The organism is Dyella sp. 2HG41-7 (assembly GCF_021390675.1).
Classification (GTDB): Bacteria; Pseudomonadota; Gammaproteobacteria; order Xanthomonadales; family Rhodanobacteraceae; genus Dyella_B.
This window is the reverse complement of the sequence record NZ_JAJEJV010000004.1, coordinates 3,483,324-3,496,753: the sequence shown is the minus strand read 5'-3', so window position 1 is coordinate 3,496,753 and position 13,430 is coordinate 3,483,324. Positions and strand designations below refer to the sequence as shown.

The window sequence follows — 13,430 nt, the reverse complement described above, 5'->3', positions numbered from 1 at the left end:
CGAGGGCGAAACGCGAATCAGGAGATCGCCATGCAATACCGTCGTCTTGGCCGTACCGGATTGCAGTTGTCCGCGCTTTCGTTCGGCGCATGGGTCACGTTCGGCCGCCAGGTAGGCCGTTCGGAAGCGCGCGACATGCTTGCGTTGGCGTGGGATCGCGGCATCAATTTTTTCGATAACGCGGAAACGTACAACCACGGCGAAGCCGAGCGCCTGATGGGCGATGTGTTGGCCGATCTGCGTTTTCCGCGCGACAGTTATTGCGTATCGAGCAAAGTGTATTTCGGCGCGGTGGAAAAACCGCGACCGACGCAGCGCGGCTTGTCGCGCAAGCATGTGATCGAAGCATGTCATCAAGCGCTGGAACGTTTGCGCGTGGGCCATCTGGATCTTTATTTCTGCCATCGCCCTGATCCGGAAACGCCGATCGAAGAAACCGTGGCGGCGATGGATACGCTGATTCGCCAAGGCAAAGTGCTGTATTGGGGAACGAGCGAATGGCCGGTCGCGGCGATTCATGAAGCGCATCGCATCGCACAGGCGATGCATATGTACGCGCCGGTGGTCGAGCAACCGCAGTACAACTTATTGCACCGCGAACGTGTCGAGCAGGAATACGCGCCGCTCTACGCCAGTTACGGCATGGGCACCACGATCTGGTCGCCGCTTGCGTCGGGTTTGTTGAGCGGCAAATACAACCAGGGTGTGCCGCAAGGTTCGCGTCTCACGCAGCCGGGTTACGAATGGCTGCGCGATATGGTGCTGGGCGAAGGCGGCGAGCGCGTGGAAAAAGTGAAACGCTTGCCGGCGATTGCCGCGGAGGTTGGCGCAACGATGGCGCAGCTCGCCATTGCGTGGTGTCTCGCCAATCCGCATGTGTCGACGGTGATGCTGGGTGCGAGTCGGAAGGAGCAGTTGGAGCAGAACCTGGGTGTGCTGGATCTTTTGCCGCGCTTCGATCTGGCGTTGAAGGAGCGGATCGAGCAAGCGCTCGCCTGATGGCGCGGGGGTGCTTGACTCATAAATGAGAATCATTATCATCCAATCGACACCCCTGACGATTGGAGTCTTGTCATGTCTACGACCGGCACGCTGCTAACGCTTACCCGCTTGCCGCAGCCACCAAGGCCATCGCTTGCAAGCGACGACGGCGGAAGCGCGTCCACCTCGGCGATTCGTCGTATTTCCAGTCAGCGCTTGCTAGCCGGGGAGCGCGAGCTGGTGATCCAGCATATGGGCAGCGAATACCATCTGCGTTTGACGCGCAACGGCAAGCTGATCCTTACCAAGTAATTCATGCCCGCTCTGCCTCGCAGCGGCGTTTTTATCCATACCTCTCGCCAGCAAGCTCTCGCTTACGCCAGCCGGGTCTTCCATCAGGAGATCGCCATGTTCGGCTGGCTCGCCGCTCATTCCTCAACGCTTGGTCGCCGCGCTCCGCGGAACCATGTCTCTCGTCGCGTTCGACGCATCACGCCATATGCATTGGTCGACTTGTTGCCAGGATTGGGCTCAGTGCTTTATCTGCATGCCGCGTCCCGTCGCGACGCACTCGATGTTGCGTCGACCGGCGTACTGATTTCGGATCCGGCGTTCGCGCCCTTGCTTCAAGCGCAGTGGCTTGTCGCCATCAGCGCCGTCACCAGCGATGGCCCGCGCGAATGGTGCGAATGTGTGGATCGCTTCGGCCGCACGCGCGCGCGATGGCATCTGCTGCCCGATACCGACTATCTCGCTTGGGATGCCTTGACGGCATCGTGTGTGGTGGACCGCGATGGATTCGCTTCCATGGATATCCAGCCGCTACGCGCCGACAATGCGAGCGTGGTGAGCTTTCGTCTGCGCGAATGGGTCGGTTTGTTAGTGTTTGAGCAAGACCGTGGCATGTCGCTGTCGACGTTGGGGCAGCAGGTCGCCACTCGCATCGCGCAAACCGAATCGACGTCGTTGCGGGCGTGACCGCGAATCGCCGTCTGTCCGCTGTCCGGCCAGTGTCCGCGGACAGTGAGTGGCTGCTTCGTGGTGCCTATAAGTGATTGAATAAAAGCAAATAAATTGTCGTCCGCGCGTTGGCACGCGGATTGCTCGACATGGTGTGGGGCCGCACTGTCCGCGGCTAAGGACTGCACCATGATTCGTGACACTTCAGCCCAAGATCGCCTGATCGCGGTCAAACCCAGCCGCAAGAAGAAACTCTTGTGGGCCGGCGGGGCGGTGCTCGGCGTAGTCGTGCTCGGCTTCTTCGCGCCAGGCATCGCTCGCATGTTTTCGGCCGAATCGTCGGTGAGCGCGTCGCGACTTGCGTTCGCTACCGTGGAACGCGGACCGTTCGTGCGCGATATCGCTGCGGAAGGTCAGGTGGTCGCCGCGGTGAGTCCTACGATGTACGCCACCTACGGCGGCGCTGTCACCTTGAAAGTGCACGCCGGCGATACGGTAAAGAAAGGCCAGGTGCTGGCGGTGATCGACAGTCCCGAACTCGTCAACAAGCTCGCGCAAGAAGAATCCAACGCCGACGCGATGCAAGTGGACTATATGAGCGCCGAAGTCGATGCGCGCAAGAAGAGCTCGCAAATGCAGAACGCGTACGACAGCGCAAAGATCGACGAAGAAACCGCAGCGCGCGATCTCGCTCGCTATCAAAAAGCGTTTAGCCTGGGCGGCGTACCGCAAATGGAAGTGGATCGCGCCAAAGACACGCTGGCCAAGGCGCAAATCACCTTGGCGCATGCGCAGTCCGATCGCAATCTGGACAGCGACAGCGGCAACTTCGCCATCAAAGCCAAAAAACTCGCGCACGATCGTCAAGTGTTGCTGGTGCAGGATCTGCAGCGCCAAGTGGACAACCTCAACGTGCGTTCGCCAGTGGACGGCCAGGTCGGCCAGCTGTTTATCGCCGAACGCGCCACCGTGGCGAAAGACGCGCAATTGCTCAGCGTGATCGATCTGTCCGCGCTCGAAGTGGAAGTGAAAGTGCCGGAAAGCTTCGCGCGCGATCTTGCCGTAGGCATGGGTGGCGACATCAGCGGCAACGGCAACGATTGGAAAGGTTTGGTCAGCGCTATCTCACCGGAAGTGGTCAATGGCGAAGTCGCCGCGCGCGTGCGCTTCGCAGGTGGCACACCCAAGCAGCTTCGTCAGAATCAGCGCCTGTCCGTGCGCATTCTGCTCGACCATCGCGAAAACGTACTCACTGTGCAGCGCGGCTCGTTCGTCGACGAATCCGGCGGCGCCTATGCCTACGTCGTGCGCGACGGCATGGCGACCAAGACGCCGATCCGCGCGGGTGAAAGCAGCATCGACAAAGTGGAGATTCTCGATGGCCTGAAAGAAGGCGACAACATTGTGATCTCCGGTACCGACAACTTCAAAGGCGCGCAGCGCGTCGTGATCAGCCGCTAACGATTACTCCCTCTCCTGTTTGCAGGAGAGGGCTGGGGTGGGGTGAGCCGTTACGGCAAAACCTTCACCCCCTCCCAGCCTCCTCCTGCGAACGGGAGGAGGGGCATAAAACCTAACGAAGGAACCAACCATGCTGAAGATGACGCATCTCTCGAAGGTCTACCGCACCGAAGTGGTGGAAACCTATGCGCTACGCGATTTCAACATCGACGTGAAAGAAGGCGAGTTCGTCGCCGTGACCGGCCCCTCCGGTTCAGGCAAAACCACCTTCCTCACCATCGCCGGCTTGTTGGAAACCTTCACCGGCGGCGAATACATGCTCGACGGTCAATCGGTCAGCAATCTCGACGACAACGCGCGCTCGAAGATCCGCAACGAAAAGATCGGCTTCATCTTCCAGGCGTTCAACCTGATTCCGGATCTCAACGTGTTCGATAACGTGGAAGTGCCGCTGCGCTATCGCGGCATGAAAACGGCGGAGCGCAAGGAGCGCATCATGAATGCGTTGGAGCGTGTGGGCCTAGCATCGCGCGCGCGTCACTATCCGGCGGAATTGTCCGGCGGTCAGCAGCAACGCGTCGCCATCGCGCGCGCACTCGCAGGCAGCCCGAGACTTCTGCTCGCCGACGAACCGACCGGCAACCTGGATACGCAAATGGCGCGCGGCGTGCTGGAGTTGCTGGAAGAAATCCATCGCGAGGGCGCCACCATCGTGATGGTGACGCACGATCCGGAACTCGCCGCACGCGCGCAGCGCAACGTGCACATCATCGACGGCCAGGTGGTGGATCTTGCGGAAGATCCGCGCTTCCACACGGCGTACACCGCTGCCGCCGGTCAGATCCGCGGCTAATTGCTCCTACGCCCTCTCCCCTCTGGGGAGAGGGCCAGGGTGAGGGGTCACCCTCGCGACAAACGATATCCAGAGGACGAACAAGTCACCCATGTTTGCCTACTACCTACAGCTCGGTCTACGCAGCCTCCGGCGCAATCCCATGCTCACCACGCTGATGGTGATGGCGATTGCCTTCGGTGTGTCCGCGTCGATGATTACGTACTCGGTGTTCCGCGCTGTATCCGGCAATCCGATACCGGAAAAGTCCTCGCAGCTGTTCGTGCCGCAGATCGATAGCTGGGGGCCGGGACTCAATGAAAAGGGCGAGCCGCCGGGTGCGTTGAACTATGTCGACGCGATGGCGCTGATGCGCGCGCATCAGGCATCGCGCATGACGCTTATTTATCAGGTCGGTTTGTCGACGCTTCCGCGCGATGCCGATAGCGTGCCGGTCTCCAGTAGCGGTTTTGCGGTAACCGCCGACTTTTTCCCGATGTTCGACGTACCGTTTCTTTATGGCGCCGGTTGGAGCAACGCCGACGACGACGGTCGCGCTCCCGACGTCGTGCTCAGTCAAGAATTCAATCAGCGCATGTTTGGCGGCGCGAACAGCGTGGGCCAGAAAATCACGCTTTCCGGACACGACTATCGCATCGTCGGCGTCGCCAAACGCTGGAATCCTTCGCCGCGCTTTTACGATGCGTGGGAAGGCGGCGGCTTCGACAATCCGCCCGATTTTTATCTGTCGCTCAATCGCGCGCTCGATCTGCAGACCGATAACGCGGGCAGAAACAGTTGCCGTGGCGCGATTACCTACAACGGTTGGGATCAATATCTACAAAGCAACTGCATTTGGCTGATGCCATGGGTGGAGCTGGATACGGCGAGCGATGTCGCGCGATATCGACAATTCTTGGAAAGCTATTCGGCCGATCAGCAACACGCCGGCCGATTCGGGTGGGCGCCGAATGTACGTTTGCCCGACGTCATGAAATGGCTGGATGTAGAACACACGGTGCCGCCCGAAAGCCGCATTTCGCTGATCGTGGCATTGAGTTTCTTCGTCATCTGCCTGGTCAATACGATCGGTTTGTTGTTGGCCAAATTTATGCGTCGGGCAGGAGAAATCGGCGTGCGCCGTGCGCTCGGTGCGACTCGCCACGAAATCTACGCTCAATACTTGGTCGAAGCTGCAGCGGTCGGATTGGCGGGTGGGTTGATTGGATTGTTGCTCACTGCGGTTGGCATGTCCGGCGTGGGCGTGTTGTTCGAACCGGATATCGCGCGGCTCGCGCATCTGGATGTATCGCTGATCGGTTTGTCTTTGGCGTTGGCGATCTTCGCCACCGTTGCGGCTGCGTTCTATCCCGCCTGGCGTGCCGCGCAAGTGCAGCCTGCTTGGCAACTGAAGTCCAACTGAGGCGAGGGAGCATCTATGCAAATTCAGCCCATTCTCGCCGCACTGCGCCGCCATAAGGCGGGCACGGTTTTGATCGCTTTGCAAATCGCCTTGACGCTGGCCATCGTTTGCAATGCGCTGTTCATCATCCATCAGCGCCTGGTGCACATCAACGAACTCAGCGGCGTCGACGAACCCAATTTGTTTGTGATCGGGAACCAGTGGGGCGAGCAGTACTCCACGCAGGAAGCGGCGGAACGAATTCAGCAAGACCTTGTTACGTTGCGGCAGGTGCCTGGCGTACAGGATGTTACGACCGCCAACAACTATCCGATCAGGGGTAACAGCAACGACAACTTCATCACCATGACGCCAGAGCAGCGCGCTCCGACGAGCGATGCGGCGTTTTACATGGGCGATGCCAATTTCGTGCGTACGCTCGGTCTGAAGCTGATCGCTGGACGCGACTTCAGGCCCGAAGAAGTGCGCGACCAGGGTTTGAGGCAATCCGTGGTTCCGTCCGTCGCCATCATCAGCAAGGCGATGGCCGACAAATTGTTCCCGCACGGCGATGCGCTCGGTCAACATTTCTACGCCATGACTCCTAATCCGATCACCGTGATCGGCATCGTCGACGTATTGCAGCGCGGCGATGTGGGAACGTGGAGCGAGCCTTATGCGGGCGAATCGATGGTGGTGCCGGTCCGGCCGGCTGAGCCATTCGGGCTTTACTACGTCGTGCGCGCCAAACCCGGTCAGCTCGCCGAAGCGATGCGCGCCGCGCCTAAGGCGCTCTACAAAGAAAATCGCATGCGCATGATCGATCCCAAGGATGGCTTGCTCAGCTACGCGGAAATTCGTCGTCGCGCCTTTGAAAGCGATCGCGGCATGGCGATTTTGATGAGCGTCATTTGCGGAGTGCTACTCGCCATTACAGCAGCGGGCATCGTCGGCCTTACCAGTTTTTGGGTGGGCCAACGTCGCCGGCAAATCGGCGTGCGGCGTGCGTTGGGCGCGACTCATCGCGACATTCTGCACTACTTCATGACGGAAAACCTGTTGATCAGCCTGGGCGGCATCGCCATCGGCGTGCTGCTGACGTTCGGGCTCAATCTGTGGCTGGTCACGCATTTTGATGCATTGAAATTGTTGCCGCTGACTTACGTGCTGAGCGGCATCGCGCTTTTGCTTTTGCTTGGACAGGGTGCGGTGTTCGCGCCGGCCCTGCGTGCGTCGCGTGTACCGCCGGTCGAAGCAACGCGTCCGGCCTAACGATCGTCTGTTTTTCGATACGAACGAAAACATCTTGGAGAAGCGTACATGCTGGGCTATTACCTTGATCTGGCGATACGAAGTCTGAAACGAAGCCCTGGGCTCACCCTGCTGATGATCCTGATCGTCGGCTTCGGCGTGGCAGCGTCCATGACCAGCTACTCGGTGTTCCGCGCGGTGTCGGGCGATCCGATTCCGTGGAAATCCGCGCGGCTGTTTGTCCCCCAGATCGATATGTGGGGGCCGAAAGGGCGTCTGGATCAAACCAACAACAACGAGCCGCCGGATGCGATGGATTACACCGATGCCGTCGCGCTGATGAAACAGCATCGCGCGCGCAACCAATCGGCGATGTATCGTGTGTCGCCGTCGGTGGTGCCGCCCGATCCGACGATGCATCCGATCAACGTCGGCGGTCATGCGGTGTACGGCGAGTTTTTCCCGATGCTCGACGTGCCCTTCAAATACGGCAGCGGCTGGAATGCGGACAGCGACGCGCAACACGCGGCAGTAGTGGTGATCAGTGGCAAGCTCAATCAGAAGCTGTTTGCTGGCGCCAATAGCGTCGGCAAAACGCTGAACATGGACGGCAAGGATTACCGCGTGATCGGCGTGCTGGACAACTGGAATCCCAAGCCGGTGTTCTACGACGTGGTCAATACGGGCGGATTCACCACCCAACAAGAAGATGTGTTCCTGCCCTTTACACGCGCCATTGATGTCGGCATGCCCAACGACGGCAATACCAACTGTTCGGAAATTCCGAAAGGTTCGGGCTTTGTCGGTCTGCAGCAATCGTCGTGTGTATGGATATCCTATATGGCGGAGCTGGACGACAAAGCGGCAGCAGCCTCCTATAAGGATTATTTGGATGGCTATTTCCAAGATCAAAAATCCGCCGGTCGATTCAACTGGCCCGTGAACAACCGTCTGCGCGATCTGCCCGCGTGGTTGGAGAGCGAGCACGTCGCGCCCAGCGATACCAAGGTGTCGTTGGTGGTGGCGCTAGGTTTGTTGATCGTTTGCCTGGTGAACACGGCCGGTTTGTTGCTGGCAAAGTTCCTGCGCCGCAGCTCCGAAATCGGCGTGCGCCGCGCGTTGGGGGCGCCGCGTTTGGCGATCTACTCGCAGTTCCTGATCGAGGCGGCCACCGTCGGTTTGACGGGTGGCGTGCTCGGTTTGTTGTTGACGTGGGTTGGCGTCGTCGGCGTGGGTTGGGTGCTGCCCAAGGAAATCGCCACCTTGGCCCATGTCGACTTCAGCTTGTTGGCGCTTACGCTGCTGGTGGCGGTGATCTCCACCATGCTGGCCGGGCTGTATCCCACCTTCCGTGCATCGCGCGTGCAACCCGCGCTGCAACTGAAATCGAACTAAGGAGCGCTGCCATGACTTTGCATCCCATGATCGCGGCATTGCGCAAGCACAAAGCGGGCGTCGTGCTGATCGCTTTGCAGATCGCATTGACGCTGGCCATCGTCTGTAATGCGATCTTCATCATCTACGCGCGCATCGAGAACGTGAAGCGCCCCACCGGCCTGGAAGAGGACAACCTCTTCATGGTCACGCAGCAGTGGGTCGGCGCGCCGAGCGGCGACGATGCGGCCAGCATCCAGAAGCTCGATGCGATGTTGCAGGAAGATCTAAGCGCCCTGCGCGCAATGCCGGACGTCGAATCCGTTACGCCGGTCAATACGCTGCCGCTGTTTCCGTCGAGCTGGAACGGTGCGATGTCGCTAAAGCCCGGCACGGAACTTCGCGCGGGCAATGCGCGAACGACGTACTACTTCGGTGACGAACGTTTGCTGGCGACTTTGGGTCTGCATTTGGTCGCCGGGCGGAATTTTACCTCCGCCGATGTCGTCAACAAAGGCTTTCGCGATCCCAGTGAAGCGAATCTGGTAATCGTTTCCAAAGCGCTCGCCGACAAATTGTTCCCGACGGGTACCGCGATCGGTAAGGTGGTTTATATGGATGGCTCCAACACGCCGAGCACGATCGTCGGCGAAGTCGAGCGTCTGCAAGTACCTTCCGTAAGCAGCTGGGCGAGCTCCTTCGTATGGAATTCGACCATCGAACCGGTTCGTCTCAATTCCAATTTCTCGCGTTATGCCGTGCGTACCAAGCCGGGCCGGCTCAATGACGTGATGCGCGCCATTCCGGCGAAGCTCTATTCGATCAATCCGATGCGCGTGCTGGATGACGACAGCGTCAAATCGTTCAAGGACATTCGCACCGAAGCGTATCGCGCCGACGTTGGCATGGCGGTGTTGATGGGCGTGGTCTGCCTGATTCTACTGGCGGTTACTGCGGCAGGTATTGTCGGGCTGACCAGTTTTTGGGTGGGACAACGCCATCGCCAGATTGGTGTGCGTCGCGCACTGGGCGCACGCAAGGTCGATATCTTGCATTACTTCCAAATGGAAAATCTGATGATTGCCGGTGTAGGCGCGGTCGTCGGTATCGGGCTCGCCATTGCATTGAATCGTGTGCTGATGAGCAAGTTCGAGATGGCAAGCATGCCGGTGTATTACGTGTTGGTGGGACTTGCGGTCGTGATGCTGTTGGGGCAGCTCGCCGTGTTCGTGCCTGCGCGACGCGCATCCAACGTACCGCCGGTGGTGGCGACGCGGTCGGTGTAAGCCAACAAGGTGCAAGGGGAATGCCGTGCTGAGTTACTACTTCAGTCTTGCTTTGCGTAGCCTGCAGCGAAACCGCGTGCTTACGGCGCTGATGGTGCTTGCCATCGCGATGGGCATCGGCGCGAGCATGACCACGTTGACGGTGCTGCATGTGCTCTCCGGCGATCCGCTGCCGGGTCGCAGCGGGTCGCTGTATTACCCGCAAATCGATCCGCAGGATATGGACGACTTCGGGCCCAACGTAGAGCCGCCGGATCAGCTCACCTGGACCGACGGCATGTACTTGCTGAAGGCCAAGCGCGCGACGCATCAAGCGTTGATGACGGAAGGGATGGTGCCGTTGCAGCCGACGCAATCGAGCGTCGATCCGTTCCAGGCGGCGTCGCTCTACACCACGGCCGACTTCTTTCCGATGTTCAGCGTGCCGTTCAAGTTTGGCCAAGGCTGGGGTGCGGGAGAGGATGATGCGAAAGCAAGAATTGCAGTCATCTCATCGTCGTTGAACGACAAGCTGTTCAACGGCGCGAACAGCGTCGGCAAGGAACTGCGGCTGCAGGATGCGAGTTTTCACATCGTGGGCGTATTGGGTGATTGGCATCCCAATCCGCATTTTTACGAACTCTACATGGGTAGCTACGACAGCGACGAGGATGTCTATATCCCGCTGTCGACATCGCGAGATTTGAAGCTGGAACACGACGGCACTACGAATTGTTGGGGCGGTACGGGCAGCGACCCGAACAACCTGGAACACTTGAGTTGCGTGTGGTTGCAGTTCTGGGTGCAACTCGATAGCCCTGCGGATGTTGCGGCGTACAAAGCGTTTCTCACGCATTATTCGGAAGATCAGCACACCGCCGGACGGTTTCTTCGACCGCCTAACGTTCGCCTTCGCAACGTGATGCAGTGGCTGGATTACCAACGCGTGGTGCCGAGCGACGCGAAGTTGCAGGTATGGCTGGCGCTGGGTTTTCTGGTGGTGTGCCTGGTGAACACGGTGGGTTTGATGCTGGCCAAGTTCATGCGTCGCGCCGGCGAACTGGGCGTGCGTCGTGCGCTGGGTGCATCGCAGAGCGCGCTGTTTGCGCAATTGCTGGTCGAGTCGGGCGTTATCGGTTTGGCGGGTGGAGTAGGTGGCTTGCTATTGGCCTTGATCGGCCTTTGGTTGGTCCGGCATCAACCGGCGGATTACGCCGCGTTGGCGCATATGGATATCCCGATGTTGCTCGCCACGCTGACGCTGGCAGTGTTAGCAAGTTTGTTGGCAGGACTGCTGCCCGCATGGCGCGCCTGCCGCATCACACCCGCTCTGCAGCTGAAGGCGAACTGACATGGACATCAAGCCGATTCTTTCAACATTACGCCGGCACAAATTCACCGCCTGCCTGTTGATTGCGCAGATTGCGCTAACCTGCGCCATCGTGTGCAACGCGATCTTTTTGATCGGTCAGCGTCTGGAGCGCATGAACGTTTCCACTGGCATGGCCGAGCACGAACTGGTTTACGTGCAGCTCGCCAATATCGGCCATCGCCCCGACGCGATGGCGCGCACCGCAGCCGACATTGCCGCGCTGAAAGAAATCCCTGGCGTGATATCGGCGATGTCCACCAATCAAATCCCCTTCGCCGATTCCTCGTCCAATACGGGCATCAAAACCGATCCGATGCAACGGAACAACGTGATCAACGCGGGCGAGTATCTTGGCGAGGACGTGGTGCGTACGCTCGGCGTGCAACTGGTCGCGGGTCGCGATTTTCGTCCGGACGAGTATCGCGATCTGGATGATGTGTACGCCATGTTACGCAGGGGCGATAACCACGCTTTGCCCGGTTCCACGCTCGTCACGCAGGTAATGGCGGAGCGCCTTTGGCCTGGACAGAATCCGCTCGGCAAGCAGGTTTATGTCGCGCAGAATATTTCCGAGACGGTGGTGGGCGTCGTCAAGCAACTGGCGCGCGGCGGCAATTTTGAAGAAGGCATGCAATACAGCATGATCGATCCGATCCGTATCGGCATGTCGTCGGGCACGCTATATGTGATCCGTTGCGCGCCGCAGGACCGCGAGCAGGTGCTGAAGAGCGCGCTGGCCAAGCTGAAGGATTTGGGTCCCAACCGCATCGTTCTCAAAAAGGGTACGTACGACGAGTTGCGGTACGGCTATTTCCGCAACGACCGTTCGATGGCCGGCATTCTGCTCGGCGTGAGCCTTGGATTGTTGATCATCACCGCGCTCGGGATTGTGGGTTTGGCAAGCTTCTGGGTGGCGCAACGCAATCGCAGTATCGGCGTGCGCCGTGCATTGGGAGCGACCCGCGGCAATATCCTCAATTATTTCCAGACCGAAAACTTTTTGTTGACCACGATGGGCATCGTGCTGGGAATGGTGCTCGCTTATGGCATCAATCTGTTTTTGATCGTGCACTACGAGTTGCCGCGCATGCCCGGCATCTATCTTCCAGTTGGCGCGATCTTGCTGTGGGCGATCGGTCAGGCTGCCGTGCTGGGGCCGGCGTTGCGCGCGGCCGCGGTGCCGCCGGTCGTCGCGACACGGTCGGCGTAAAGGGCAACACATGTTCCGTTATTACCTTGATTTGGGCTTGCGCAGCCTGACGCACAACAAAGTACTCACCATGCTGATGGTGCTTGCGATCGCGGTGGGTATCGGCGCAAGCATGACGACGCTTACGGTGCTGCATGTCCTGTCGGGCGATCCGCTCCCCGGACGCAGCGGTTCGTTGTATTACCCGCAAATCGATCCGCGCGATCCAACCGGCACCCTTTCCGGCAAGGAGCCGCCAACTCAGGTAACGTTGATCGACGGATTGAATCTTCTTCGCGCCAAACGCGCCAACCGGCAAGCACTGATGAGGGGTGGCGCGGTGGCGGTGATGCCGTCATCGACCGGCCTCGATCCGTTTATCGTCGAGGCGCGTTACACCACGGCCGATTTCTTTCCGATGTTCGATACGCCGTTTTTGTTTGGCGGCGGTTGGAACAGTGTCGACGACGAAGCCAAGGCGAGGGTGGTCGTGATCGCCCGCAAACTCAATGACCGTTTGTTCGCTGGCGCAAACAGCGTGGGGCGCGTGCTGCGTATTGGGAAAAAAGATTTTCGCATCGTTGGCGTGCTCAACGATTGGTCTCCGAATCCTCACTTCTACGATCTCAACACCGGCGATTACAACTATGCCGAACAGGCATTCGTGCCGCTGCTGACTGCCTTCGATTCCGGCTTCAGCATCGACGGTTCGAATGATTGCTGGGGTAATGGAACCGGTGGCGTGGGCACGACGCTTCCGTCGGAGACGTGCGTGTGGCTGCAGTTCTGGATTGAACTGGATAGTCCGCAGAAGGTGGCCGACTATCGGAACTTTCTGGTGAACTATTCCGAACAGCAGCGCGCCTTGGGACGATTCGAACGTGCGCCGAATGTGCGTTTGCGTAATGTCATGCAATGGTTGGATTACAACCAAGTGGTTCCGGATGATGTGCGTTTGCAGACCGGACTCGCGTTCGGTTTTCTGATGGTTTGCCTGGTCAATACCGTCGGTCTGCTGTTGGCGAAATTCTTGCGGCGGGCCGGCGAGCTGAGCGTGCGCCGCGCACTGGGCGCATCCCGCCGCACGGTCTTTATGCAATTGATCGTGGAGGCGGGTTTAGTGGGGCTCCTTGGCGGCCTATTGGGGCTTGGACTTGCCTTGTTCGGTTTGTGGCTGGTGCGACATCGTCCATCCAGTTATGCCGCGCTTGCGCATTTGGATGTTTCGATGCTGGCGACCACGCTCGCGTTGGCGGTCGGCGCCAGTGTGATTGCGGGCCTGTTGCCCGCGTGGCGCGCGTGCCAGGTGGCGCCGGCCTTGCAGTTGAAGAGTCAGTGAGGCG

At 59.3% G+C, this 13,430-nt stretch carries 12 protein-coding genes; all 12 read left to right on the top strand.

Annotated elements, in window-relative coordinates:
• Positions 1–30 precede the first annotated feature (30 nt).
• The 12 genes from L0U79_RS17265 to L0U79_RS17210 all read left to right on the top strand — a co-directional run bounded on the left by L0U79_RS17265 (position 31) and on the right by L0U79_RS17210 (position 13,426).
• The gene (locus tag L0U79_RS17265; RefSeq protein WP_233843462.1) at positions 31–999 is read left to right on the top strand and encodes an aldo/keto reductase; all 969 of its coding nucleotides are present in this window, start codon (positions 31–33) and stop codon (positions 997–999) included.
• Positions 1,000–1,074: 75 nt separating this feature from the next.
• Positions 1,075–1,293, top strand: a complete 219-nt coding sequence (locus L0U79_RS17260; RefSeq protein WP_233843461.1) for a hemin uptake protein HemP — start codon at positions 1,075–1,077, stop codon at positions 1,291–1,293.
• Between the two features lie 3 nt (positions 1,294–1,296).
• Positions 1,297–1,959 carry a hypothetical protein gene (locus L0U79_RS17255; RefSeq protein ID WP_233843460.1) on the top strand — a complete coding sequence of 221 codons (663 nt, stop codon included), beginning with the start codon at positions 1,297–1,299 and terminating at the stop codon, positions 1,957–1,959.
• 171 nt (positions 1,960–2,130) lie between these two features.
• Complete coding sequence (locus L0U79_RS17250) at positions 2,131–3,402, top strand: efflux RND transporter periplasmic adaptor subunit (protein WP_233843459.1); 1,272 nt, start codon at positions 2,131–2,133, stop codon at positions 3,400–3,402.
• A gap of 130 nt (positions 3,403–3,532) precedes the next feature.
• Positions 3,533–4,255 carry an ABC transporter ATP-binding protein gene (locus L0U79_RS17245; protein ID WP_233843458.1) on the top strand — a complete coding sequence of 241 codons (723 nt, stop codon included), beginning with the start codon at positions 3,533–3,535 and terminating at the stop codon, positions 4,253–4,255.
• Positions 4,256–4,346: 91 nt separating this feature from the next.
• The gene (locus tag L0U79_RS17240) at positions 4,347–5,657 is read left to right on the top strand and encodes an ABC transporter permease (RefSeq protein ID WP_233843457.1); all 1,311 of its coding nucleotides are present in this window, start codon (positions 4,347–4,349) and stop codon (positions 5,655–5,657) included.
• A gap of 15 nt (positions 5,658–5,672) precedes the next feature.
• The gene (locus L0U79_RS17235) at positions 5,673–6,908 is read left to right on the top strand and encodes an FtsX-like permease family protein (RefSeq protein ID WP_233843456.1); all 1,236 of its coding nucleotides are present in this window, start codon (positions 5,673–5,675) and stop codon (positions 6,906–6,908) included.
• Between the two features lie 48 nt (positions 6,909–6,956).
• Complete coding sequence (locus L0U79_RS17230) at positions 6,957–8,282, top strand: ABC transporter permease (protein WP_233843455.1); 1,326 nt, start codon at positions 6,957–6,959, stop codon at positions 8,280–8,282.
• Between the two features lie 11 nt (positions 8,283–8,293).
• On the top strand, positions 8,294–9,547 hold the full coding sequence (locus L0U79_RS17225; protein ID WP_233843454.1) for an FtsX-like permease family protein: 1,254 nt from the start codon (positions 8,294–8,296) through the stop codon (positions 9,545–9,547).
• 25 nt (positions 9,548–9,572) lie between these two features.
• Positions 9,573–10,877, top strand: coding sequence for an ABC transporter permease (locus tag L0U79_RS17220; protein WP_233843453.1), 1,305 nt, complete (start codon positions 9,573–9,575; stop codon positions 10,875–10,877).
• 1 nt (position 10,878) lies between these two features.
• A complete protein-coding gene (locus L0U79_RS17215; protein ID WP_233843452.1) occupies positions 10,879–12,108 on the top strand; it encodes an FtsX-like permease family protein in 1,230 nt (409 codons plus the stop codon).
• Between the two features lie 10 nt (positions 12,109–12,118).
• Positions 12,119–13,426, top strand: a complete 1,308-nt coding sequence (locus tag L0U79_RS17210) for an ABC transporter permease (RefSeq protein WP_233843451.1) — start codon at positions 12,119–12,121, stop codon at positions 13,424–13,426.
• The last annotated feature ends 4 nt before the right edge of the window (positions 13,427–13,430 follow it).